Source organism: Leptospira koniambonensis (assembly GCF_004769555.1).
GTDB lineage: Bacteria > Spirochaetota > Leptospiria > Leptospirales > Leptospiraceae > Leptospira_B > Leptospira_B koniambonensis.
The window spans coordinates 297,725-322,579 of record NZ_RQFY01000012.1 but is presented as its reverse complement, the minus strand read 5'-3'; the positions used below and the strand labels follow the sequence as shown (position 1 = coordinate 322,579).

Here is a 24,855-nt window from a genome sequence, read left to right as displayed (position 1 = left end):
CTTGGGCACAAGTTTCCGGCTTAGTACATTGTCGACACGGAGCCCCCCGAAAAAGAAACTCCCAATCGAATTATCCGACTGATTTTTCTCCCATTTTACCGGGAAAGCAATGGTTTTTTTTCTCTGTAATCACAGTACCTGCTTTCAGATCGTGGGGCTCCTCAGAAAAATCGCAAGGGTATAGGTCCTCAAAAGAAAGGCCAATCATTTTTTCGGAAAGTATATCCTTTAGAGAACGATCGTAAAAACCTTTCCCTCTTCCAAGCCTTGCTCCCTCCCTATTCCAACCCAGGGCGGGCACAATAATCCAATCTGCATTTTCCGGTTGTAATAAACCTTCTCCAGTTGGTTCTAAAATACCGAAAGCCCCTCGGGAAAATCCGGAACCTAATCTAAATTCAAGTCCTGAATTTGTTACTTTTGGAAAAAATATGTCTAAACCTAATCTTCCTAATAATAAAGAAGGGACTAACGGTAGAAAAGGAGAAATTTCAAAATCATCAGCAACATAGGAGATGATTTTTAATTGGGTAGAAGATGAGCTATGTCTCAGAAATTCCAGAAGATTAGCGCGGATACTTTCTTCTTTTTCTTTCCTGGAAGGAACTCCCAAGAGAAGAGATTTTATTTTCTTTCTGGCTTCCGATTTAGAAACCAAATCAAAGATCTCCGATCAAACCTTCTTCTAAAAGAGTGATCAATTTTTTGGTCTTTTCTTCCGCTTCGGGAGAAGAAGGTCCAGAGTCGCCCGTTTGATTTTTGGATTGTTCCAATTCGTCTGCGAAATTTAAGGCTGCGAGTACCGCGAGTTTCAATTTAGGCGCGTTAGGCATTCCTAATTGTAACTCACGAACTTTTCGGTCTACTAGTTCGGCGAGCCTATGGATATACTCCGAATCGGCATCGCCTACTATCGTATAGTCTTCGCCCAGAATACGAGCTTTGACTTTCTCACTCATAAAAATTATTTAGGATCGTCTTCGATGACGAGGAAGTCGTCGTCTTCATCCGCATCGAATACGCTGATCGCGTCATCATCATCTTCGATAATGATATCATCGTCATCAGCAGAAACAGGACTGAAGTCGTCGATAGGTTCGTCAGTGATGATGATCTCGTCGTCTCCTCCGGAAGAATCGGAAGATTCAGTTAGCACAGAAATATCATCGTCTTCGTCATCTAGAAGAATGATCTCATCATCTTCGTTAAAGTCTTCGTCCGAAGAATCTCTAACTACAGATGGAGCAGCAGAAGCTGCTGCCGCTCCTGCAACTGCGCCAGCCGCAGCTCCAGTAGCAAAAGAAGAACTTGAACTAGGCTTAGGTGAAGAAGAAGCAGAGGAAGATCCGCTACCGGAAGCAGGAAGTCCATCCAAACGTCCAAGAAGTTGATTGATCTTAGCTTCGAGTGCACGTTCTCTTTCTTTGATCCCTTCCAACTCTGCGTTCGCTTTTTGGAGTTGTTCGCGGAGAGAAGAAAGTTCTTTTTCTTTCTCTTCCATCGCCAGTTTCATCTGGTCGTTTTCCGCGCGAAGAGATTCGTTTTCTGTTTCCAGGCGACCGTTTTCCGCCCGAAGGTCGCTAATGAGTTCGAGTGCTTTTAGGACTTTACTCTCGAGCTCCTCAATTGTCTCCATAGTTAACATGTGCGAACCTCGTTCTCCTTAGTTGGAGTGGTTTATTTTATAAAATTACACTTAGAGCGAAATTCCGCCTAAATATTTGGGACAAGCCAAATCGGCAAAATCCATCCCATTTTTCATCTTTCTGAAAAAGAGAAAAACCTTTTTTTCTAAAAACGAAGAAAGCCCGTAGAATTACGGGCTTTTTCAGGCGGGAAGATCCGAAAAACCGGACCTTCCTAAGGGCGAATATTGATTACGCCGCTACCTTGATTTTTTCAACTAAAGCGTTGAAAGTTTCTTTGTCGTTAAACGCAAGTTCTGCAAGGGCTTTTCTGTCCAAAGAAATATTGGCTTTTTTCAGTCCATACATGAACTGAGAATAAGAAAGTCCAGCTTCACGAGCAGCAGCATTGATACGGATAATCCAAAGTTTACGGAAATCACGTTTTTTTGCTCTTCTGTCTCTATACGCCCATTGACCCGCTTTCATTACCGCGGATTTCGCAGTTCTGTAAAGTTTGGATCTTGCTCCTCTGAAACCTTTTGCGGTTTTTAGGATTTTTTTACGACGATTCTTGTGAATGGTTCCGTTTGTTGCGCGTGGCATTATCGAACTCCGTAAGGCATGAGTCTAACGATTGCTTTCCAATCCGCATCCACTACCAAAGTCATTCCTCTAAGACGACGACGTCTTTTGGGTCCTTTTTTGGTAAGAATGTGACGGGTGTTCATACTCTTCCGTTTTATTTTATTATTTTTGGAAAACTTGAACCGTTTAGCTGCGGCTCTATTTGTTTTAAGCTTAGGCATTTCCCCTACCTCGATAATTCCTGAATATTTACTCTATTGCTTTGCAGCAAGAGGTGTGATAACTACAACGATTTGGCGGCCGTCTAACACTGGTTCTCTTTCCGGAGTACCGACCGATTTCAAATCTTCTACCATTCGATTTACTACGTTCATCCCGAGTTCGGAGTGCATCATTTCACGACCGCGAAAGCGAAGGCTGACTTTAACTTTGTCACCTTTTTGAAGAAACTCCACTGCGTGGCGTTTTTTAATATCGTAATCATGTTGTTCGATCCTTGGACGGATCTTCACTTCTTTCACGTTGATTACGTGTTGTTTCTTCTTAGCTTCCTTACTCTTTTTAAGTAGTTCGAACTTATATTTACCGTAATCGATGATCTTGCAGACATGAATCTCTTGGTCGCCAGATACTTCTACCAAGTCCAAGTTTTCTTCTTTAGCGCGTCGTAATGCCTCGTCAAAAGAAACGATCATTGCTCCGTCATCCGACACCAATCTAACTTGGGCAACCCCTGTAATTTTCTCATTAATTCTATGAGTAAATAGCTTATCGGTGGGTTTCGGTTGAGGCCTCTTCTGCATTCAATCTCCGGTTTTTTCCAATTTTTTGGCTAGTAGGCTAGCTTTCAAGCGATTTTCTCTACGGATAGCCTAGTACATCAAGTAGAATTTAGTTCAAAGTCCTTCCGAGACTTCCTTTTCCAATAAAGAGCGGAACTCGGAATAAGACATAGAAATTGTTTCTTCTGAGCCTCGTTTTCTGACCGCAACTGTGCCTGAATCCTTCTCCTTTTGGCCTAGTACCAGAAGGTAATTTGCCTTTTTCAGGATGGAATCTCGAATCTTGGCGCCGATCTTTTCATTTCTGAAATCCGCCTCTGCCCTAAATCCTAAATCGATCAGATTTTTTAAGATCTCGGATCCATATTCCTGCACATTTTCGGTTACGGTTAGAACACGTATCTGGTTCGGAGAAAGCCAAAGTGGAAACTTGCCTTCGAAATGTTCTATCAGTATCCCGATAAATCTTTCCAAGGAACCATAGATTGCTCTATGGACCATGACTGGTCTTTTTTTGGCTCCGTCAGAATCAGTATAATCTAATTCGAATCGATCCGGCATGGAGAAGTCTATTTGCACAGTTCCGCATTGCCACATTCTACCAATAGAATCTTTGATATTAAATTCTATCTTTGGTCCGTAGAACGCACCTTCTCCCTCTTTAATGGCGAATGGGATATTTCTTTTTTCCAAGGCTTGTTTGAGAGCATTGGTTGCAAATTCCCAGTCCTCGTCCTTACCTTGGGATTTTTCAGGACGAGTAGCGATATAAGTTTTGAATTCTTGGAATCCAAACTTCTTATACACATTAAAAGTGAAATCAATGATATCCAACACTTCTGCTTCCAGATATTCCAAAGGAGCATAGATATGTGCGTCATCTTGGGTGAATGCTCTTACTCTGAAAAGCCCATGAAGAACTCCGTGCAATTCATGACGATGCACACTTCCTAATTCAGCAAATCTAAGAGGAAGTTCTCTGTAAGAATGGAGATGGTGTTTGTAGATCAAACTACAACCAGGACAGTTCATCGGTTTGATCGCGAATTCTTCTTCGTCGATATCAACAAAATACATGTTTTCGTTGAAGTTATCCCAGTGACCGCTTCTTCTCCATAACTCAGAAGAAAGAACAGCAGGAGTTTTGATCTCTTGGTATCCGCGTTTCGCACATTCTTTACGAATATAATCTGCGAGTGCATTCCAAAGAGTAGTTCCTTTAGGATGCCAGAATGGAAAACCAGGAGCTTCCGGCTGAAAAGAGAATAGATCCATTTCTTTTCCGATCTTTCTGTGATCCCTCTTCTTAGCTTCTTCCAACTGGAAAACATACTCGTCCAATTCCTTCTTACTAGGAAATGCGATCCCGTAAATTCGGGTGAGCATCCGATTGTTTTTATCTGCTTTCCAATAAGCTCCAGAAAGTGCAGTCAACTTGAATGCTTTCAAAAATCCGGAACGTGGAATATGGGGTCCTCTACAAAGGTCGAACCATTCCCCCATTCCATAGATAGAAACTTTGTCATCAGGGATTTGCCCGACGATCTCTACCTTATAGTTCTCTCCCATTTTTTCGAAAACGGAGATTGCTTCTTTTTTGTCCCAGACCTTACGGAATACTTCATGGTCGTTATCTACGATCTTTTTCATCTCCGCTTCGATCTTAGGAAAATCTTCCGGAGTGATCACAGTTTCGGTGAAATCGATATCGTAATAGAAAAACCCAGGTCCATTTTCGATCACAGGACCAACGGTTAATTTTGCATCTTTGTATAAATTCTGGACCGCCATTCCGAGCAAGTGAGCTGCGGAATGTTGGAAGGTATCCCAACCTTCTTTGTCTTGGAAGGTCAAAACTTCCAGCTTAGGTGTTGTGTTTGGGGTGGTTGTGGAATCAATGGTCCGGCTCAAATCTAAAACGGTTGTGCTATCCAAGCGGACTGCGAGCGCCTTGTTCTTTAAGAACGGAAGTTGGGATTCTATAAAATCCTTATATGAGGAACCGGAGGATACTTCTTTAGAACTTCCATCCGGTAAGATAAATTTGACTGACTGATTTTGAACTGCCACAGCTACCCCTGCTTCCATTCCGTCGATACACGGTTTTTTTCGCAAGCAAAGCCGTGAAGAGCTAAAGAGGATTCCTATGTTTTCCATCTCTGCGTGCTCCGTGAACTCTGTGCTAAACTTTCAAGTTTTTTTGGTTCGCGCAGAGAGCACCGAGGTCACAGAGGGTTAAATTGGCACTTTAAAATTCCTCTGCGGCTTTGCGTCTCTGCGTGAGAAGAAATGCGGCAGGGATACGAAGGGCGAAGTCCGGCTTTGCCGGATGAGCGCGAATGCGCGAACCCGTAGTAGCCCGGTCCGAACGAAGTGAGGAGCCGCCCAACTCCTTTGTTGGAGTTCCTAGAAAATTCTGGATGATTCCACTTGACCCTTGCCTTCGGTGCGAAAGCCTGTCCTTAATGAAAGCGTTCTTGGTTTTAGAAAACGGGGACGTATACGAAGGTGAATCCTTCGGCTACGAAACCCAGTCCGTCGGGGAAATCGTCTTTAATACTTCCATGGCGGGTTACCAGGAGATTCTGACTGACCCTTCCTACGCCAACCAAATCGTAACTCTCACTTATCCGATGATCGGGAACTACGGAATCCATCCTGAAAACATGGAGTCCGGAAAGATCCAAGCGGCCGGAATGATCGTAAAAGAATATGTGGATCGTCCTTCCAATTTCAAGGCCCAAAAGACATTATCTCAATTTTTAAAAGATTATAAAATTCCTGGGATCCAAGGGATCGACACTCGAAAATTGACCCGTTTCATCCGCACGAATGGAGCTCCTAACGGCGGGATCTTCGTCGCAAATGAATACTCTGATTCTTTTTTAGCGCAAGTGAAGAAGTTCCCGGGGATCGCAGATGCCGACCTCGCGAAGGTTGTCACTACTGATAAAAAATACGAGTTCGGATCTGGCTCTGGAAAAAAATACAAACTCGCTGTTTATGATTATGGTGTGAAGACGAATATTCTTCGCCTCTTGGATGCAGCCGGTTTTGCAGTTTCTGTTTATCCCGCTCAGACTCCAGCTTCCGATATCATGAAAGATGGAGTGGATGCATTCTTTCTTTCTAATGGTCCTGGAGATCCGGCAGCTTGCACTTACGCAATCGATTCCACAAAAGCTATATTAGAAAATAATTATCCTCTTTTTGGGATTTGTTTAGGACACCAGATCATTGGCCTAACCTTAGGTAAGAAGACTGAAAAAATGAAGTTCGGCCATAGAGGCGGAAACCAACCTGTAAAAAGTTTGGAGACCGGTAAAGTGGAGATCACTTCCCAAAACCATGGTTTCGCTGTAGTCGCAGAATCTTCCGTAAAAGAACCGATCTCTTTTATCAATCTGAACGACGATACTGTAGAAGGTATTTTGAAATCGGGTTATCCTCTTCTGTCGGTTCAATACCATCCAGAAAGTTCTCCTGGCCCGAATGATAGTAGATACTTGTTTCAGAAATTCTATGACCTAGTGGATTCAACTAAGAAGAAATAATCTTTGTCTGTTAAGAGCTCCTACAATTTCTCGATTAGCTCTTCTTCGACTGTTTAAGTTTTTCTAAGTATTTAGCGAGGTTGCCGATATGCTGTTTAGCACCTTCGATCGCGCCGTATTTTTCATTCACTCTTTCGAGTTCTTCTTTGCTCGGGAAGATTTGTTCCATTGTGAGATTCGTGCCTTCGCCGACTTCTTCGAATAGTATTTTTGATTCGAAATGAACATCATGATCACCTTCTCCATCGCCTAAATGTTTATAGTGAATGTGAAGAGGCTTTTTGATATCAGTGAATTGGATCTTATTTTTATAATCATGTCCATCTGGCCCGTGCATGATAAATTCCCAGATCCCGCCATTCGTAAAATCCATACGCTTAGTAGTTAATGTAAATCCGTCTGGTCCCCACCATTCGGCAAGATGTTCAGACATAGACCATACTTCGAAGAGAAGTTCTGGCTCTACGTCAAAGTATCTTTTGTAAATTACCTTATTGCCTTCTATACTTGTTTCCACGTTATTTTTTATCACGGGCTCTCTCCTTTTTGATCTTTAATACGTATCGATCTAATTTATCCAAACGTTTGTTCCATAGATCGATTATATCCAGCAGCCAATCTTCCATTTCGTTAATGCTGGATCCGTTAAGACTATAGATACGCTTTTGCGCTTCTTTCTTCATATTAAGGACTTTGGCACTCTTTAATACTTTTAAGTGATGGGAAATTGCAGGTGGTGTAATATTAAAATTTTGCCCTATCTCGGTCGAAGTGAGTTCACCGTTTTTGGCCACCAGCCTTACTATTTCCCTTCTTGTATCATCCGCAAGAGCTGCAAAAGCATTCATAATCCATTATTTAAACAGTTATTTAATTAAGTCAATGTTTAAATAATGGATTATGAAAGTAGATAGGTTGTTTAAGAGACAGAAGTTTAGAAGGAAAAACCGGAGTTGGAAGGAGGGATTGGATTAGGGGTTATGAAAGGACTTTTAAAGAAATCAACGTTCATGTTGGAATTCCAACACGGGGGAGAATAGGAAGATTTCGTTGACAAAGGGGGGACTTTGTGATAAGCGGGAATGAGCTTTCCCACGGGCCACTCCCCCCTCCCGAATCTGGGCGGGGGCGGTTTTAAAAAACTGTAGGAGCTCCTACAAGATGATCTTTAATAACTAGGATTCTTCTATCAGTTCCAACATTCTTTCTTTCTCTCTGGTATCCGCAGGGTAACAAAGAGTTTGGTTGGCTGTAGAAGTCTGGAAATCTTTATTCTTTCTATCCAATTCTACAATTCTATTTCGGATCTTACGGACTACGATCTGAGTTTCTTCTCGATCTTTTCCATCAAGGACAACTACGTATTTTCCCTGGCCTACTCTATAACAGTAATCTGTCTCTCCCAGATTTTCTTGGATGGATGCTCTTAGTTCTTCACAATAATGAGCAAAAAATCCTGCACCCTTAATTCGGACCATTCTGGTTGTGTTTTGGACTTTGAAAACAGTGAGACTAAAAGGAGTTCCTATCTTGGATGCTCTTGAAATAGCTTCATCTATCCTGGATTCTACAGGACTGAATGGATCTCTGAAGACTGCATCTCTTTCTTCCAGCATTAATAAATTGGAAAGCACCGGAGAAGCGATCTCGGAGATTCCAACCGCTGTTTCGCGGTCAGTGTCCGTCCAGGGTCTTTCTGTTTCGTGGATGAATAACATTCCCACAAGCCAGTTCAAGTTTAAGAATGGAAGAATATCGAAATCATGCATGAGCCCGATCTCATCATTGGATAACTGAGATAGAAGTTCCGGGTTCTTTCTGAAATTTGCAATCCTGAAAACACCAGGAACATTGGCGACTATTCCAACTAAGTTAGAATCTAATCCGAGTCTGAATTTTCCGGAAGTATCAGGCGTAAGTAAATTTGTTCCGAATACTTTGTATTCTTTTCTGGTGCTCCTATCTAAAAGTAGGAAACTCCAACGTCTTAATCCAAGTTCTTTTTTTAATACTTCTACCAGATAGTCGTATGCCTCGTCCATATCACGGACTCCGGCAAGATCTCTTGCAGTCGATAGTATTCTTTCGTTACTTTTGACTACTTGGCTTAAACGATCGTTTTCTTGGTGAAGAGCTTCCAAGTCCATGATCCTTCTTAATACGGATCCGGCCATTTCTCCGACGATCTTCAAGAACTCTAAGTCTTCGATCGTGTAATCTTCGCCAGCTACGGTTTTGCTTAATATTATAATTCCATAAAATTCGTCATAACTGCGAATTGGGACAAGCATCTCTGCTTCCGTTTTCTCCAAGATCTCTTTCTCTTTTTTAGGAGGAGAATGTTTTAAAATCTCTTTCGCGTAGACGACAGAAGGAGTTTTTAATGCGGCTTGGTAACTTTCGTCACCTACTTCTAAAACCCAATCGGGATCCGCGCCTATTCCCTGTGCTTCCACAACACGAAGCACATCGTATTCTCCATTTGTAGAAGAGAAAACTACTATAGATTCAGCACCGATCTGTCCTTGGATGGAGAAACTTAAGTTTTCGAAGAAGTTAGTAAAATCTTTGGAAGCAGAAATTTCTTTAGAAATTTCGAATGCAGATAAATAGTTCTCTAATTTTTTGCGAGAAGCAATTTGCAGATCGATAGGAAGCGTAGAATAATCAGAATCATCATCGAATAAGAACTGAGCATTTTCAGTATCACTCTGTTCCTTGTTAAAAGGACGGCCCGCTTCCCCGCTTGCTTGGTTTTCTGCATCCTTGACCCAATCATCAAACGGATCTTTAATTGCATCAGGCTTAGAAAGTCCAGAAGAGAAATCCTCATCTTCTTTTGCCTCCTCTGCCTTGGATAATAATCCTTTGCTTGGAGTTTCTTCAGGAAGTTCTCCAAAGTCCGCACCCAGATCCGAATCTTCTAATCCTAGTCCAAGATCTGGATCCATTTCAAAATCTGATCCTTCTTCAGTAGAAGAACCGAAGTCTGTAGAAGATAGATCAAAATCACTGTTTGAATCTTCTCCAAAACTTTCTTCACCGAAAGCAGAGTCAGGGAAAGAAACTTCTGAATCGGAATCTTCTCCTCCGAACATATCACTTGAAGTGTCAGCTCCAAAATCTATATCTCCGAAATCAGCAGAAGGAGAATCAAAACTAAAATCGTCTTCAGAGGATGTAGAAGCTGTTGCAGGTTCGAAGTTAGTAGGATCTTCGTAAGCAGAAGGGGCCTTCTCTTTTTTCCCTCCAAAATCCATTGCCTTTTCTAAAAGGCCTTTGGCACGTACTGCCATGGACTTTTTCAATAGAGAAGGTTTCTCTTCTCCGGAAACTGCGACCGAAGAAGAAACTTTTGCTCCAGATTCTAAATTTCCAGAACGAATGAGACGAGTGACCTTGTCTAACAGACCCATCGTCAAACGCCGATTTGTTTCATTAATTTCTTATAAAGTTCAAAATAGTCTGAACGAGAGAAGTCACGGATCATATCATCTGGAAGATTTCCAAGTAACTCATCCAAATAGAGAAGAATTCGTTTCATCTCATCTTGAGTAGGAATTGCCTCACCACCTGTTTCAGGCTCTACTGCAGCGCTCCCTGCTTGGCGGACCTCTTCCAGAGGAGAAAGTTCATTCTCATCCGCATATTCATCTAGGACAAAATTTAGCTCCGGCTCAGGAGCTAATCTTTCTATGGTTGGAACGATCTCGTCGCTCGAATCTCCTGCGAAATCTAAACCTGAAATTTGGATATCATCTTCAAAAGAACCTAAATCATTTAGGTCGGTTGCTTCAGGAGGAGAAGATAATAATTGGTCTAAGTCTTCTGAATCTACTCCTTCAGGGGTTTCGTCAGAGAGTAAATTTCCTAATTCGTCATTGGATAATGTAATAGGTTCGTCTGCTTCTTCGCCAAGATCCCAATCAGAAGGTGCAGCAACTGCATTTCCTTCTCCGGTACCAAGATCATTCAGATCTGCAACAGGTCCGTCCCAATCTATATCATAATCGGAAGTTACATCAGGAGTTCCGATATCGTCTAACTCGTTGATTGGAAGTGAGATCGGCTCATCAGAATCTTCCATCAGATCGGTAGAAGCAGTTTCTATTTCAGGCTCTTCTTCCAATAAATGTCCTAACTCATCTTCCGAAAGAGCGATAGGTTCATCTGCTTCTGAATCTAAACTGAAGTCTCCAAATTCTACCGGAGCGGTATCGTCATGTTCTATAGGCGGAGCATCTGCAAATATATCTGCATCTGAAGTTTCTTCGTCTCCAGAAGATAATAGGTCTCCCAACTCATCGTCTGAGAGTGCAATTGGTTCGTCTTCTTCCGAATCTAAAGAAGAAACTGTTTCTTCTTCGCCAGAGAGTAAGTTTCCAAGTTCATCATCGGAAAGTGCGATCGGTTCGTTATCATCAAGGTCGGAAGAAAGATCTAAAGTAGTTCCAGTATGTTCTTCTTCCTCTTCTGTTCCAGAAGACAATAAGTTTCCTAACTCATCGTCTGAGAGCGCGATCGGCTCATCTGGATCAGAGCCTTCCGCGAAGAAATCTTCTTCGGAAGTTTCTGTAGGAGAGAAATCCATCAGATCGGAATCGGAACTTCCTAAAATATCCTCATCACTTGCAGAAGTGAAGTCTCCTAAAGATTCTTCGAAAACTTTTTCTTCTGATTTTGCATTATCTTCGAAATCTCCCAGATCCAATCCGGTATCTAAAGGATTTTCTTCCTCGCTCATTCCGAAATTATCAAAATCGGAAACAGGAAGAGAGATAGATTCATCTTCTCCTCCAAATTCGTCTTTAGTGCCTTCCGGCTCAGGATCAAAATTAAAATCACTTAGGTCTAATTCAGAAGAAGGATCAGTATCTTCTTCCATTCCGAACTCTGACTCTGCTGTAGGAGCTCCTACAGAATCAAGATCATCCAGTTGGATACTTTCGATCTCATCCTCATCTCCTGAGGACAATAGATTTCCAAGTTCGTCGTCTGAAAGTGCAATCGGTTCGTTCGCTTCTTCTTCCATATCTAAATCAGAAGAAGTATGTTCTTCAGAAACGGAACCAAGATCTAGATCTCCAAAATCTCCCATCTCATCGAAAGAATTTTTGCTCTCTAAAGAAGGATCACCTTCTAAAAGATGATCCAATTCGTCCGTAGAAAGTGCGATGTCCTTTTCTTCTTCGCCTTCGAAGTTAATATCTTCGGTCAATTCGGAAGAAGGCATGGAGATATCGTCTCCACCCAGGTCTCCGAATCCTTCTTCTTCCATGTTCGGGCTGAAGTCCTCTGCCATGATATCGTCTAACTCATGTTCGGAGAGAGAGATTGGGCCTTCGTCGTCGGAAACTATTTCGTCTTCGAATGTTTTGGAACCTGAATCCTCTGGAGCAGAAACTTCTTCCTCATCCATAGAGAAGTCCGCAAGGTTGGAACCTATATCAATATTATGTAATTCGTCATCTGAAAGTGAGATCGGTGTCTCATCGTCAAGGTCAGCGTCAGAAAGTCCAACTACTTCGTCCTGATCAGAAGAGTCCCCTCCCCAATCGAATGGTTGGTCGTCTGAATGGAATGCAGAGGAAGGCACTTCTCCAGGTTGAGAGAAATCTCCCAAGTCTAAAGATCCTAAGTCTCCAAATGCTTCCTCATGATTTTCAGGAGAAGAAATGGAAGGAGAAGAATCTCTCCAAGAAGGGGCAGAGGAAGAAGATGTAGAAGGAGACAGATCATCATCAATATCTAAAAGTCTGTCGATCTCAGCGTCGATCATTGGATCGGTGAGTTCGAAATCAAAGTCTTCGTCCAAATGGACTGACTCATCTAATTGGCTTAAATCAGAGTCAAAATCAGTTTCTTCAGGTTCAAAATTAGGAAGGTCCTCCGGATAATCATCTCCGGAGGAAGCGAGTAATTCTTCAAAGCCTTCGGTATCTGGGGAATCTCCCGGAACGGAATCGAAATTAAAATCGGAGGAATCACCATCGTTAGCCAAGAGAGAATCTATTTCGTCCAAGCTCATTTCGCTCGGATCAAAATCCTCTCCATTTCCAGCTGGAAACCCCTCTCCCTCGTCTATCGTAAAATCTTCCGCCATGCTTCCTACAGTATGCTAAAAATCCGTCTGTCTATTCGGAGGATCTCCTAAGTTGCAGGAAATACAATCCGAAAAAATTCCGATACAGTCCCATTATATTAGAGGACCTTATCTTCTTATTTGGGACACTTCTTTGGCCTTAACCAATAGAAGTGTCCCTATATAATTTTCGGAATTTGGAACCCCTAAATATTAGCGTGAAGCTGCTAAAATTCGGGTTTTTGCTTTTAGGACGAGAGTATTTTTCTCTGTGGAGGCAGGAAGAGCTTCCGCTTCTTCTAGGGCTTTTTGGGCGGCAGCAAGGTCGATATCTTCCTTAAGGCTACCGTGGTCCGTTAAAATTGTAACTTTATTGTCTCTTACTTCGAAAAACCCGCCTTCGATAGCGGCGATTTTGGTTTTATTTCCTTGTCGGACTTCCAACACGCCGATCCCAAGCAGGGAAACAAGAGAAGTATGGCCCGGATACACTCCGAAAAACCCTTCGCTTCCAGGTACGACGATGCTGTCAGCATCGCCGTGGAAGAGTAGTTTCTCTGGAGAGATTACCGATACGTCTAGCTTGGCTGCCATCAATTATGCTCTCAGGTTTTTGGACTTCTCGATCGCATCTTCTATGGTTCCTACCATGTAGAAGGCTTGCTCTGGAAGGTGGTCGCAATTTCCTGCGATCAACTCTTTGAAAGAGCGAACTGTATCTGCAAGTTTTACGTATTTTCCAGGAGATCCTGTGAATACTTCTGCAACGTGGAAAGGCTGAGAAAGGAATTTCTCGATCTTTCTTGCTCTCGCAACAAGAACCTTATCGTCTTCAGAAAGTTCGTCCATACCAAGGATCGCGATAATATCTTGAAGGTCTTTATAACGTTGAAGAATCCTTTGAACCTCACGAGCAACACCATAGTGTTCCGCACCCAAAACTTCTGCGTTCATCACGCGGGAAGTAGAGTCAAGTGGGTCAACCGCAGGATAAATTCCTTTATCAGAGATCGCACGAGAAAGAACCGTAGTTGCATCCAAGTGAGCGAACGCATTCGCAGGAGCAGGGTCAGTCAAGTCGTCCGCAGGAACGTAAATCGCCTGAACGGAAGTAATGGATCCCTTACGAGTAGAAGTAATACGCTCTTGAAGAGCACCCATCTCTGTTGAAAGAGTTGGTTGGTATCCTACCGCAGAAGGCATACGTCCGAGTAGAGCCGATACTTCTGATCCCGCTTGGGAGAAACGGAAGATATTGTCTACGAAGAGTAATACGTCTGTTCCGATGGAATCACGGAAATGTTCCGCCATTGTAAGAGCAGAAAGAGCAACGCGAAGACGAGCACCAGGAGGCTCATTCATCTGACCATAACAAAGTACAGTCTTGTTGATAACTCCGGATTCTTTCATCTCTCTCCAGAGGTCGTTTCCTTCTCTGGTTCTTTCGCCAACACCAGCGAATACTGAGAATCCACCGTGTTGTTTCGCGATATTGTTGATCAACTCTTGGATAAGAACTGTCTTACCAACTCCGGCTCCTCCGAAGAGTCCGGTCTTTCCACCTTTGATGTAAGGTGCAAGAAGGTCGATAACCTTGATCCCTGTTTCGAATACTTCCGTTTTAGGGGAAAGGTCTTCGTAACTTGGAGCCGCTCTATGGATCGGCTTACGCTCTTTCACTTGGATAGGAGCACCCTCATCAACAGGCTCTCCCAGAACGTTAAAAATTCTTCCGAGGGTCACGTCCCCAACTGGAACGGAAATAGGAGCTCCTGTATCAGAAACATCCTGTCCTCTTACAAGGCCGTCAGTGGAAGAAAGAGCAATCGCTCTTACCGCACTACCACCGGTATGCTGTTGCACTTCGGCGATAATTTTTTCCTTTTTGCCTTCTACGACCGCGTCGATTTCAAGCGCGTTAAAAATTTCGGGCAGATGTCCGGACTCGAATTCGATATCCAAAACGGATCCGATGATTTGTTTTACTTTACCTTTGCTCATCCAAGTACTCCAATACCAGAACTAGTTTAGCGAGTCCGCACCCGCTACAATCTCCGAGATCTCCTGAGTGATCTTCGCCTGACGAATACGGTTGTAACCGCGGGTCAGAAGTTTGATCATCTCGGAGGCCGCGTCCGTTGCGGATTTCATGGCCACGCGCTTTGCGATCTGCTCGGAACAATTCGCTTCCAAGATCGCCTTTAAAAATGCAGTTTTTACTACTAAAGGAAGAAGTGATTCCAAAATATCAGCCGGACTTGGCTCATACAGAACGTTGGAACCTACGTTAGCTTCTCCTTGTGCTTCAAACGGAAGAACCTTAGTAACTTCAGGCTCTTGGTTTGCAGAAGAATGATAAACCGTAGAAATAATTTCTACTGAATCCACTTCTTCACTTGCAAATAGACCCAAGAAGAAGTCCGCAAACTCTTCCGCTTCTTTGTAACCGGACTTATCGTCAATATGAGTATAGGATTTTTCTATTTTCTCTTTTGCGAATTGGAAATAGGAAATTCCTTTTTTACCTACGACAAAAAGTCGAACATTCACGCCCTGATCTTTCAATTCTTGGATGCGATTTTTTGCTAAACGGATTGTTTTGGAGTTATATCCACCACAAAGACCTCTGTTAGCAGTGATCACAAGAAGAGCGATCGAACGAATCGTATTCGGTTTTCTTAAATAAGGACTTTTTACTACGGAAGCAAGGGATGCAAGCGCTCCCACCAATTCTTTAATTTTATTAGAGAATGGATGAGACGCATTCACCCGATCACTCAACTTTTTGGATTTAGCCGTAGCGACCATTTCCATAGTTCGAGTGATCTTCCGAGTGTTCTTAACGGAGCTGATCCGTTTCTTTATTTCCCGAGGTGTAGCCAAGATTTTTCTCCGCTTACTTCAGGTTCCTAACAAAGTCAGCTGCGATAGAGGCGATAACCTCTCCCAGTTTTCCTTCGTCCGAAATTTTCTTTTCGGTGCGAATAGCGTTCAATACTTCTGGCTGTTGTGTGCGAAGAACGTTTAATAAATGTGCTCCGAACTCTCTCACCTTAGGAACTGGAACTTTGTCCATATGTCCTCTGGTTACCGCAAAAATTTCGACCACTTGTTCTTCTACAGGATAAGGGCTGGAAACAGGTTGTTTCAACATCTCAACGATGCGATATCCTCTGTCCAACTGAGCCTGAGTGATTGGATCCAAGTCAGTTCCAAGCTGAGCGAATGCTTCTAACTCTCTAAACTGAGCTAATTCCAGTTTCATTTTTCCAGCGACTTGTTTCATCGCTTTGATCTGAGCTGCGGAACCAACACGAGATACGGAGATACCCACATCCACTGCAGGACGAACCCCTGATGCGAATAAGTTAGATTGTAGATAGATCTGACCATCAGTGATCGAAATCACGTTAGTCGGAATATAAGCAGAAACCTCACCTTCTTGGGTTTCGATGATAGGAAGCGCGGTTAATGAACCTGCTCCATATTTCTCATCCAATTTAGCCGCTCTTTCTAATAAGCGAGAGTGAAGATAGAATACGTCTCCAGGATAAGCTTCGCGGCCCGGAGGTCTACGAAGAAGAAGACACATTTGGCGATAAGCAACCGCTTGTTTTGATAAGTCATCATAAACAACTAAGGTAGCTTTTTTCTCATTATACATGAAGTATTCAGCCATAGAACAGCCGGAATACGGTGCGATGTATTGAAGAGGAGCAGGATCAGCAGCAGTTGCGGAAACCACGATGGTATATTCCAGGGCTCCAACCGCTTTTAGTTTTTCCACAATAGTCGCTACAGTGGAAGCTTTTTGTCCGATCGCTACGTAAACGCAGATAACTCCGGAACCTTTTTGGTTGATGATCGTATCAAGAGCGATGGAAGTTTTACCAGTTCCACGGTCTCCAATGATCAACTCCCTTTGGCCACGGCCTATCGGGATCATTGCATCAATACTTTTGATACCAGTTTGAAGAGGCTCTTCAACCGGTTGTCTTTTGGAAATACCAGGAGCTGGACTTTCTACCGCACGAGTATGTTTGGTATTGATTGGTCCTTTTCCATCAAGAGGCTCACCGAGTGGGTTTACCACACGTCCGAGCATTTCCGGTCCAACCGGAACCTCTAAAATTTTTCCGATTCTTTTTACGGAGAATCCTTCACGGATATTTTTGTATTCTCCGTAAATGATCACACCCACGGAATTGTCTTCCAAGTTGAATGCCTGACCGCGAACTCCGTTTTGGAATTCTACAAGTTCTCCGGCCATTACATTTCTGAGGCCGAAAACTCGAGCGATACCGTCCCCTACTTCCAGAACAGTTCCGACTTCTTCGACACCCAGATCTTTTTTATAATTTAAAATTTCCTGTTTGAGGACCGACGTAATTTCGTCTGTTTTAATTTTCATACACCACTCCGACCGGTAATTTGCTGTCCAGCAAGGTTTGCCTTACTTTCTTAAGTTGGCTTTTCATGGAAGAGTCGATCGCCAAGTCTTGGAATCTGACCACGAAACCTCCGAGAAGGCTCGGATCTTCACTTGCTTCCAAGATGAATTCCGATTTGAATCTTTCTTTTAATACTTCCCTTAATTTGGAAAGAGAAGCCTCATCCATAGCGGGATAACTTTTGACTTTCGCGCGAACTCTTCCTGCTTTACGATCCAGTTCTTCTTTTAAAGCTTCGTGAATTTCGGAAAGAAATGAAAATCTTCCCCTGCGAAGAAGCACCTGTAAAAAGTTCAGAGTGATTTCCGAAATTTTCCCCTGGAAGGTCTTTAATAAAACTGCTTCCTTATCTTCCCTTTTAACGGAAGGGGTATCGAAAAAATCGCGGAACTGTGGTTCTATACGGAAAATACTTACGATAGAATCCAATTCCTGTTCGGCTTCTTCCGGAGAAGAACTAGCGTCCGCAAAAGCGGCCGCGTATGTTTTTGGGATCGCAGAATAGCTCATTTGTTTGTTACGCGCTCAGTTTCTTGATCTTGCCTAACTCGTTTTCGATGAAAGACTTATAATCTTCAGCTTTTAACTGTTTCTCCAGAACCAGTGCCGCGACTTGAACGGTCATGTCTACGATCTGTCCTTGGAGTTCTGCCAATGCTTTGGATTTTGCGAGTTCGATATCTTTGATAGCGGTATCTTTTAACGCTTTCACTTCTTTCGAAGCATCATCCAACATTTTGTTTTTCAGGTTAGTAGCGTCCGATTTCGCTTCCGCTACGATTCCATTAGCTTGGTCCTTTGCTTGTGCGATTCTTGTTTCATAATCTTTCAGCAGAGATTCCGCTTCGGAACGTACGTCAGCAGCCTTACGAATATCGTTTTGGATGGTCTCGGCTCTCTCATCGAGTGCTTTGAGGATCACATCCCAAGCGAACTTCTTTAAGATAATCACTACGATCGTAAATGTAAGAAGGGTCCAGATTACTAGACCCGGATTTACATTTAGTAGATCAAGTGATGCTGCTAAAAGAAACAAGCTTATTTACCTTCTGTTTGAGAAGCCGCAGCAGGAGTTGCAACTGCTTTGTTAACAGTTTTAGTCAATTCTCCGCCGAGTGTTAAGGAAGCTAAAAGAGCGATTACGATTGCGAACAGAGCCGCACCTTCGATAAGACCTGCAGAAATGATCATTGCAGTTTGGATTTTTCCACCAGCATCAGGCTGACGGCTAATTCCTTCCGCAGCAGATCCTCCGATTCTTCCGATTCCTAAACCTGCTCCAAGAACTGCTAGTCCTAGACCTAAGCCAACGCCGATATATCCTAGTCCGAATTCCATTTTGCTTAATTCTCCTAATTTGAACTCTTATAATTCTAAAATTAATGCCTGTGCATACTCGACCCAATAAAGAGCGAGGTTAATAGTGCGAAAACGTAAGCCTGCAAGAAGGCCACAAATGTCTCCAAGAAGTAAAGGACCACCGCTGCCGGAATAGAAGCAATGGATACCAAATAACTTTGGAAGAAGAAGATAAATCCAATGATTGATAAGATCATTACGTGCCCTGCAGTCATATTTGCAAGAAGACGTAAAGTTAAAGCAGTTGTCTTAGCAACTGGTGAAACGATAAACTCCAAAGGCCACATAAGAGGCCAAAGTAACCAAGGAACTCCATTCGGAACCGAATGAAAAATATATTTTGGCCCTTGGTATACGAAACCGGTTCCATATAATAATAACATTGTAATGAGAGCGAGAGTTAAGGTAACAGAAATATCACCAGTTACAGTAATACCATTCCAAACCTTTGCGATCCACATAGGTTCGTGATGAGCGGAAGAAACTGCAGCCGCATTTGCTACTTCTTCTCCATTCACATAATTTTGGACTATCTCAGTTCCGACTTCAATCACCTCTCCCACTGGAGGGAAAAGTCCTAAAAGGTTACTGAATAGAATGAAAAAGAATAATGTGAAGATATAATGATAATACGCATGTCCGTGGCCGTCCATATTGGAATCGACTACATCGTTTTTTAGAAAATTTACAAACGCTTCTACAGCGTTAGCAAATCTGCTTTGTATCTTTAATGGATTTTTTGCGATCAGTCGAGCGGCAGGGATAAATACGATAAGAAGAAAGAAACAAACGATCCACATCATTGTAACACGACGTGTGATATGTAGATTCAATCCTCCTTTAAAATGAAATCTTTTCCCGTTATGATGATCTACGAAAATATCATGAGCATTGGTATCGAAACCTTCATGCCCTTCGTACACTTTATGCCCGCCGACATTGAAAGGAAACTCAGCATGGTCCATCAAGTGGTGAACCAACACTTCATTCAAATCGAATGGTTTGGAAGCTTCTCCCTCAGAAGCAAATAATGGAAGTGAGAACAATAATAATGCGGTTGCGAAGATTTGTTTCAACATACTTGTAAAAGGGTCCTCTCGTAAACGACAGGAAAGAAGAGTTTTGGGAGCACCACCCAGGGTTCTATTTCCCGCAATAGTCCTTTAAAACGTTCTTTGAGGCGTTTTAAGGGGTCACCTTGCGAATACCAATATTAAAAGGTTGGCGAAATGGGCAATAAAAAAACCGATCACAAAACCTTCACGTTCGCCTCTCCAGATAAACAGTACTAAAACGGCTAAATGAATAAAAAAAGACAGAACAGTCGTTCCAAATTGGATTAAAAAACCCTCTTTGGAATGTTTCCAAAGGTTATAAAATCTAAAATGATTAATAGGCAAAGATATGATCAGGGATATTACAATTCCCTTCCATATGCTTGGATAAGAAGCTCCGTAGAACCAGTACCAGGATCCAAAGATAAGCAGAAGTATTACAAAACCAAAATAATACTTTTTAGGCTGTAACACTCCGTCAGAGTCCTTCATCCCCAAGGAAACCTAATCCTTTTTATCGAATTGGGAAACTCTGGTGAGAAGATAATAAATCCCGTAACCAAATCCGAAAACCGCTCCGAACAGAATCCCAAAAGGAGACCATCCAAATCGACCATCCAGATACCTTCCTATAAAAACAGAAGCAATGATGATAAAAGTAAACTCCATTCCCAGGCTAGCAAGCTGCCAAGGAGAACCGTCCTTATTTTCAGGGGGTTTTTGATCCGACTCACTCATTTATTCTAATACGGTTCCAATCCGATACCAACGAACCTGCATCCTCGGAATTCTATAGAATACAGTGCTCTTGAACCAGTTCATATTAGAACCGATGTCCCCACATTTTGATCTAAATTCATCTGGATCGTATTTTTGAGCAGAGTCTCCATTTTGTCCTAGATCTTCTGCACTTTTATAAGCGCATACATGATCTTTCCAGTTAATGGAGAAATAGATCAACGCTGCTTTTCCGAGTATATTGTCCCTTGGAACAAATCCCCAAAATCTGGAGTCGGAAGAATTTGTGCGGTTGTCTCCCATCATCATATAATGATCATCAGGGATCACACAACCTGTGACTTGGAAACAATCCGCGTCTTTGAATTCGTGATTATAAGGACGAACATTTCCTTCGATCACATAATGTTCGAAGTCTGGCTTCTTTTCTTTAAAAAGATAATATTGGACTGCAGCGTCATCGTCCAGGTCATCGAATAGATTTCCTTTTTCTGTGTCCTTGAAGTCATAAGCGGAGAAGTCTGTTTTTCCTCTCTCCATGTATTCGATTTTACCGTAGACTGTTGGAAACCCATCTCTCTCATGTAGTACCTTTACAATACGTATACGATCACCCGGAAGACCGATCACTCTTTTTACAAATCGTTTAGGAAACCAGCCTTCTTTCTCTTCCGGCGAGACGGCTCCATCGGGAGGGATGAAGGTTACGATATCCCCTCTTTTGGGATCATCATATCTTTTGAGTTCAATATCCGTAAAAGGAAGTCGGAGAGAATATCTCATTTTATTTACGAACAGAAAGTCCCCTATCTTGAGAGTTGGGAGCATGGATCCCGAAGGAATATTGTTCGCGTCCAAGACTGAGGATTTAAAAGCTAAAACTAATAAAACGATAAAAAAGAAGGAGAGTGAGGAATCTACGGATTCTTCTCCAAAGATTTCCTGGACCCATGTAGGAAGTTTTTTCAAAAAGGTACTGCCCTTCGGCTGGCTCATAGGTCTATTGATACGGGATCGGCATTTCCCGTCAATTCGGAAGACTGAGTGCCCGCTTTACATGCTTCCTGTTTCGGTAACGAGAATGGTTTCCGCAGTTCGATCAAAACAGAAGGCCTCTACCCCGCCGCCTCCGGGAGTGAAGTATTGCGGATCATTTTCTGTGATAAAACAATCTTCTCCTTGAGAATCTATGCAGGCTTGAGTGGAAACTACACAAACAATATAATTAGCAACTGGGTTGAATTCTTCCTTCTTCTTTCCTTTGATCTCGTCTATATCCTCTCCGGAACATCCAAAGAAGATGAAGAAAGTTAGGATAGGCAGCAAAGGAAGTTTTGAAAGCATAAGACAGTCAGATCCTCGCAATCATACAATAAGTTCCATACCTTTTCTGCTCACGCAGAGGCGCCAAAACGCGGAGGAAGCTACTTTACTAGAGCTTTTTTCTTAAAAATCCTTACTGTTTCTTTGAAAAGGACGATATTAGAAACGTGAAAGAGCAGATAGACCGCAAAATTATCGAACTTCGCCGCCACCTGATTTCTCTGAAACAGAGTTATCCTATCGTAGGATTAAAAGGAGGCACGGAAACGGAAGATATGGATTCGGACGAGATCCGAGCACTCCATATCGTGGCTAAAGATTTGGTTCCGGTCACGGTCAAGATCGGTGGGCCGGAAGCCAGAACCGATATCCGTATGCTTGTAAAAGAAGAGATCGAAGGGATTTCAGCACCTATGATCGAATCTTCTTATGCTCTCAAAAATTTTATTTCTACTCTTAAAAGTATGCTAAGTCCTGTGACTTTTTCTAAGGTTACTAAGGCGATGAACCTGGAAACAATCACAGGTTATAAAAATCTGTTGGAGATCGCTGACTCCAGTGCTTTCGAAGATCTGGACCAGGTGACTGCTGCAAGATCTGATCTTTCTGCTTCTATGGGAATGATCCCAGATGATAAAGAAGTGATGAAAGTTACTCGCACTATCATTGCAATCTCCAAAGACAGAGGTAAAAAAACTTCTGTTGGCGGAACGATCACAAAACAAAATTTCAGAAAGATAGCCGAAGAGATCCGTCCTGATAAGATCAATTCCAGACATGTTTGTGTGGATGCTATGAAATCTCTGGAAAAATTTCCTGAAGAAGTAGCAGAAGTAATGCTTCAATTCGAGATCGAATTGTATGATCTATTTTCTCTTTTAAAACCTGAGAAAGCCTACGGCTATAAGAATAGAATGGAAACCAATCGGGAAAGGATCGGATCCAGAAAGGTTCTCTATTCCATTCGGTAAACAATGGCCAAAGATACAAGAGACCTAATCTTAAGAACTTCCCTCAAATTATTTTCAGAACAAGGGTATCACGGCTCTACCATGAGGCAAATCGCCCAGAGAGCCGGTCTATCTTTAGGTCTCGCCTATCGTTATTTTGAATCCAAGGAATCTATTTTAGAAGGGATCATCGAATCCCATGATACGATCCTAAAAAAATATCTTCCGGAAAAATTGAATACTACGGAGAATAGAGCGGAGCTTATCCAATTCTTAGGTGGACAGATCATTAAATTGGTAAAGGAGAATGAAGAATATCTCCGTTTGTATTGGAGTCTCATGCTCCAACCTAAGATCCATAGATTAAAAAAACGGAATATTCATTTAGTAAATTTGATCTTTTATGAAAACTCCAAAAAGATCATCTTAGCTTTAAAACCGAATTATACTGAGTTCGAAGTAAAAAATCTTACTTCCGCGATCATAGGCTATATGATCAATCATTTGACCAATAAGAGAGAATTCACTCTGGAAGATTTTCGAGCGTATATAGTTTACGCATTGGAGAATACCTAAGGCTGAACAAGCTCTCGGAAGAATTCGCATTAGAGCAATAGAATGATACGATTTCTGTCCTTCCCCACTCCCAAAGAAAAAAATTCTGTTTCTAAAGCAGTGCCTCGGAAAACAGATTCTGCGTTTCTGAAAAATTTCTCCTTAAAGAAAACTCTGAACAAAGAAAAGGTTTGGATTGATGTAGAAAATCCAAGCCCGGAAGATCTAATCTTTTTATCCAAAAACTGCGGCTTCCATGATCTAGCGATTGAAGATTGTGTGAACAGAAACCAAAGACCTAAGTTCGAAGATTATGAAGATCACGCATTTATTGTTCTTCATAGTTTCAGATCAGAAGGAGAACAGTCTTTTTCTGCGACTGAAACACATGTATTTTTCAATCGTAAGTTTATTGTTTCTGTTCATGAACATAAGGAACCTTTGATAGATTCCCTTTGGCATCGAACTATGACCGAACAGAATTTTGCTTCTAAAGGAACGGATCATGTTCTGTATCTTTTATTCGATCTTTTGGTAGATTCTAATTTTCCGATCTTAGACCAAATTTCAGAACAGATCACAGATCTGGAAAATCAGATCCTGATCAGCGAAATACAGCCCGACTTTATTACGGATATCTTATATGTGAAAAGAAATTTGGTTCGGATGAGAAGGGTTCTTTCTCCTCAGAGGGAAGTTCTTAATCTGATCATGAGACATGAGGACAAATTTCTCTCTGAAAAGGTGCGTTTCTATTTCAGGGACGTATACGATCATTTAAGCAGGCTCGTAGAAACTATAGATATGGACCGGGACCTGATCGGAAACTCAATGGATGCTTATTTTTCCATTCTTTCCCAGAAAACAAACGATATTATCAAACGATTAACATTGGTTTCGATGATTTTTATGCCACTCACCTTCTTAACTGGATTTTTCGGTATGAATTTTGCAGACCTCCCTTATGGAAATAAGCTCATCCTAAGCGCTTCCCTTGCTACGATGCTTGCTATTCCAGGAAGTATGATTTTATATTTTAAATATAAAAATTGGTTCAAAGATTAGTCCAAGTCTTATGGACAAAAAAATTGCAATCGTAACCGGCGCAAGCCGAGGTATAGGCGAAGAAGTTTCCAAACAACTTTCCAAATCAGGGATCCACATTATCTGCGCTTCCCGCAAAAAAGAAGATTCCGAAAAAACTGCTTCTTCCATTCGAAATAACGGAGGCTCCGCAGAAGCTTTTGCCTTAGATGTTTCCGATCCAAACTCTATCCAAACTTTCTTAAAAGAAGTCTTAGCAAAATATCCGAAGATCGACATACTTGTGAATAACGCAGGAATTTATCTGGATAACGGATCTATCGAAAATACTAGTTTAGAAATGTTACAAGGAACCTTGGATACAAATCTGATAGGACCTTTTCTTATTTCTCAAAAGATCTTAGGCGTAATGAAAAAGAACGGTTATGGTAGGATCGTAAATGTCAGCTCAGGTATGGGACAACTTTATGATATGAGTTCTGGTTATGCGGCATATCGTATTTCCAAAACTGCTTTAAATGCGCTTACTCGTATCCTTCATGCAGAATCTTCCGACAAAGATATTAAAGTAAATTCAGTTTGTCCAGGTTGGGTAAGAACGGATATGGGTGGTAAGTCTGCAACTCGCTCCATAGAACATGGTGCTGAGACAATTGTTTGGGCAGCTCAACTGGAGAAGAGTGGTCCGAGCGGGATTTTTCTGAGGGATAAGAAAGAGATTCCTTGGTAGTTGGAAGTAGTGGGAGTGG

At 42.1% G+C, this 24,855-nt stretch carries 28 protein-coding genes; 5 read left to right on the top strand and 23 right to left on the bottom strand.

Annotated features, from left to right (window positions below; genetic code table 11):
• Positions 1-70: 70 nt before the first annotated feature.
• From EHQ52_RS19365 to thrS, 7 genes are all read right to left on the bottom strand, one after another.
• Positions 71-658 carry a 5-formyltetrahydrofolate cyclo-ligase gene (locus EHQ52_RS19365; RefSeq protein ID WP_135617011.1) on the bottom strand — a complete coding sequence of 196 codons (588 nt, stop codon included), beginning with the start codon at positions 656-658 and terminating at the stop codon, positions 71-73.
• 1 nt (position 659) lies between these two features.
• Entirely contained in the window at positions 660-959 is a 300-nt protein-coding gene (locus EHQ52_RS19360) for a cell division protein ZapA (protein WP_100710502.1), read from the bottom strand.
• A gap of 5 nt (positions 960-964) precedes the next feature.
• Entirely contained in the window at positions 965-1,645 is a 681-nt protein-coding gene (locus tag EHQ52_RS19355) for a hypothetical protein (protein ID WP_135617010.1), read from the bottom strand.
• Positions 1,646-1,877: 232 nt separating this feature from the next.
• A complete protein-coding gene (rplT, locus tag EHQ52_RS19350) occupies positions 1,878-2,231 on the bottom strand; it encodes a 50S ribosomal protein L20 (RefSeq protein WP_086446212.1) in 354 nt (117 codons plus the stop codon).
• A complete protein-coding gene (rpmI, locus tag EHQ52_RS19345) occupies positions 2,231-2,434 on the bottom strand; it encodes a 50S ribosomal protein L35 (protein ID WP_010514334.1) in 204 nt (67 codons plus the stop codon). The genes rplT and rpmI overlap by 1 nt, the downstream gene beginning before the upstream one ends.
• A gap of 33 nt (positions 2,435-2,467) precedes the next feature.
• Positions 2,468-3,016, bottom strand: a complete 549-nt coding sequence (gene infC, locus EHQ52_RS19340) for a translation initiation factor IF-3 (protein ID WP_135617009.1) — start codon at positions 3,014-3,016, stop codon at positions 2,468-2,470.
• A gap of 93 nt (positions 3,017-3,109) precedes the next feature.
• Positions 3,110-5,083 carry a threonine--tRNA ligase gene (gene thrS, locus EHQ52_RS19335; RefSeq protein WP_135617129.1) on the bottom strand — a complete coding sequence of 658 codons (1,974 nt, stop codon included), beginning with the start codon at positions 5,081-5,083 and terminating at the stop codon, positions 3,110-3,112.
• A 377-nt stretch (positions 5,084-5,460) separates the two neighbouring features.
• Between thrS and carA the strand changes: the two genes are divergently transcribed.
• Positions 5,461-6,549, top strand: a complete 1,089-nt coding sequence (gene carA / locus EHQ52_RS19330; protein WP_135617008.1) for a glutamine-hydrolyzing carbamoyl-phosphate synthase small subunit — start codon at positions 5,461-5,463, stop codon at positions 6,547-6,549.
• A 34-nt stretch (positions 6,550-6,583) separates the two neighbouring features.
• Here carA and EHQ52_RS19325 read toward each other — a convergent pair whose 3' ends face one another.
• The 16 genes from EHQ52_RS19325 to EHQ52_RS19250 all read right to left on the bottom strand — a co-directional run bounded on the left by EHQ52_RS19325 (position 6,584) and on the right by EHQ52_RS19250 (position 21,578).
• A complete protein-coding gene (locus tag EHQ52_RS19325; RefSeq protein WP_135617007.1) occupies positions 6,584-7,081 on the bottom strand; it encodes an SRPBCC family protein in 498 nt (165 codons plus the stop codon).
• Complete coding sequence (locus tag EHQ52_RS19320) at positions 7,068-7,397, bottom strand: metalloregulator ArsR/SmtB family transcription factor (protein WP_100710497.1); 330 nt, start codon at positions 7,395-7,397, stop codon at positions 7,068-7,070. The genes EHQ52_RS19325 and EHQ52_RS19320 overlap by 14 nt, the downstream gene beginning before the upstream one ends.
• 327 nt (positions 7,398-7,724) lie before the next feature.
• Complete coding sequence (locus EHQ52_RS19315) at positions 7,725-9,965, bottom strand: GAF domain-containing protein (protein WP_135617006.1); 2,241 nt, start codon at positions 9,963-9,965, stop codon at positions 7,725-7,727.
• A gap of 2 nt (positions 9,966-9,967) precedes the next feature.
• Complete coding sequence (locus EHQ52_RS19310; RefSeq protein ID WP_135617005.1) at positions 9,968-12,652, bottom strand: hypothetical protein; 2,685 nt, start codon at positions 12,650-12,652, stop codon at positions 9,968-9,970.
• Between the two features lie 192 nt (positions 12,653-12,844).
• Entirely contained in the window at positions 12,845-13,228 is a 384-nt protein-coding gene (gene atpC / locus EHQ52_RS19305; protein WP_135617004.1) for an ATP synthase F1 subunit epsilon, read from the bottom strand.
• Entirely contained in the window at positions 13,229-14,632 is a 1,404-nt protein-coding gene (atpD, locus tag EHQ52_RS19300) for a F0F1 ATP synthase subunit beta (protein WP_135617003.1), read from the bottom strand.
• 21 nt (positions 14,633-14,653) lie between these two features.
• Complete coding sequence (gene atpG / locus EHQ52_RS19295; protein WP_100710491.1) at positions 14,654-15,514, bottom strand: ATP synthase F1 subunit gamma; 861 nt, start codon at positions 15,512-15,514, stop codon at positions 14,654-14,656.
• 13 nt (positions 15,515-15,527) lie between these two features.
• The gene (atpA, locus tag EHQ52_RS19290; RefSeq protein ID WP_135617002.1) at positions 15,528-17,042 is read right to left on the bottom strand and encodes a F0F1 ATP synthase subunit alpha; all 1,515 of its coding nucleotides are present in this window, start codon (positions 17,040-17,042) and stop codon (positions 15,528-15,530) included.
• Positions 17,032-17,592, bottom strand: coding sequence for an ATP synthase F1 subunit delta (gene atpH, locus EHQ52_RS19285; protein ID WP_135617001.1), 561 nt, complete (start codon positions 17,590-17,592; stop codon positions 17,032-17,034). The genes atpA and atpH overlap by 11 nt, the downstream gene beginning before the upstream one ends.
• A gap of 7 nt (positions 17,593-17,599) precedes the next feature.
• Positions 17,600-18,118 (bottom strand): F0F1 ATP synthase subunit B, encoded by a 519-nt coding sequence (locus EHQ52_RS19280; protein ID WP_135617000.1) that lies wholly within the window; start codon positions 18,116-18,118, stop codon positions 17,600-17,602.
• A 2-nt stretch (positions 18,119-18,120) separates the two neighbouring features.
• Complete coding sequence (gene atpE / locus EHQ52_RS19275; protein ID WP_135616999.1) at positions 18,121-18,420, bottom strand: ATP synthase F0 subunit C; 300 nt, start codon at positions 18,418-18,420, stop codon at positions 18,121-18,123.
• Positions 18,421-18,461: 41 nt separating this feature from the next.
• The gene (gene atpB / locus EHQ52_RS19270; RefSeq protein ID WP_135616998.1) at positions 18,462-19,520 is read right to left on the bottom strand and encodes a F0F1 ATP synthase subunit A; all 1,059 of its coding nucleotides are present in this window, start codon (positions 19,518-19,520) and stop codon (positions 18,462-18,464) included.
• A 114-nt stretch (positions 19,521-19,634) separates the two neighbouring features.
• Positions 19,635-19,988, bottom strand: coding sequence for a hypothetical protein (locus tag EHQ52_RS19265; RefSeq protein ID WP_135616997.1), 354 nt, complete (start codon positions 19,986-19,988; stop codon positions 19,635-19,637).
• A gap of 12 nt (positions 19,989-20,000) precedes the next feature.
• Positions 20,001-20,234, bottom strand: a complete 234-nt coding sequence (locus EHQ52_RS19260; RefSeq protein WP_135616996.1) for an AtpZ/AtpI family protein — start codon at positions 20,232-20,234, stop codon at positions 20,001-20,003.
• On the bottom strand, positions 20,235-21,230 hold the full coding sequence (lepB, locus tag EHQ52_RS19255) for a signal peptidase I (RefSeq protein ID WP_244244962.1): 996 nt from the start codon (positions 21,228-21,230) through the stop codon (positions 20,235-20,237). It abuts the gene before it with no gap.
• A 57-nt stretch (positions 21,231-21,287) separates the two neighbouring features.
• Entirely contained in the window at positions 21,288-21,578 is a 291-nt protein-coding gene (locus EHQ52_RS19250) for a hypothetical protein (protein WP_135616995.1), read from the bottom strand.
• Between the two features lie 146 nt (positions 21,579-21,724).
• Here EHQ52_RS19250 and EHQ52_RS19245 point away from each other — a divergent pair, with 146 nt between their 5' ends.
• Genes EHQ52_RS19245 through EHQ52_RS19230 form a run of 4 tightly spaced genes read left to right on the top strand, consistent with a single transcriptional unit; the run spans position 21,725 to position 24,836 of the window.
• On the top strand, positions 21,725-22,528 hold the full coding sequence (locus EHQ52_RS19245; RefSeq protein WP_100710485.1) for an aldolase/citrate lyase family protein: 804 nt from the start codon (positions 21,725-21,727) through the stop codon (positions 22,526-22,528).
• 3 nt (positions 22,529-22,531) lie between these two features.
• On the top strand, positions 22,532-23,083 hold the full coding sequence (locus EHQ52_RS19240; protein ID WP_135616994.1) for a TetR/AcrR family transcriptional regulator: 552 nt from the start codon (positions 22,532-22,534) through the stop codon (positions 23,081-23,083).
• Positions 23,084-23,125: 42 nt separating this feature from the next.
• Positions 23,126-24,127: a magnesium/cobalt transporter CorA gene (gene corA, locus EHQ52_RS19235; RefSeq protein ID WP_135616993.1), complete on the top strand. Its 1,002-nt coding sequence runs from the start codon at positions 23,126-23,128 to the stop codon at positions 24,125-24,127.
• Between the two features lie 10 nt (positions 24,128-24,137).
• Positions 24,138-24,836, top strand: a complete 699-nt coding sequence (locus EHQ52_RS19230; RefSeq protein ID WP_135616992.1) for an SDR family oxidoreductase — start codon at positions 24,138-24,140, stop codon at positions 24,834-24,836.
• Positions 24,837-24,855: the final 19 nt, after the last annotated feature.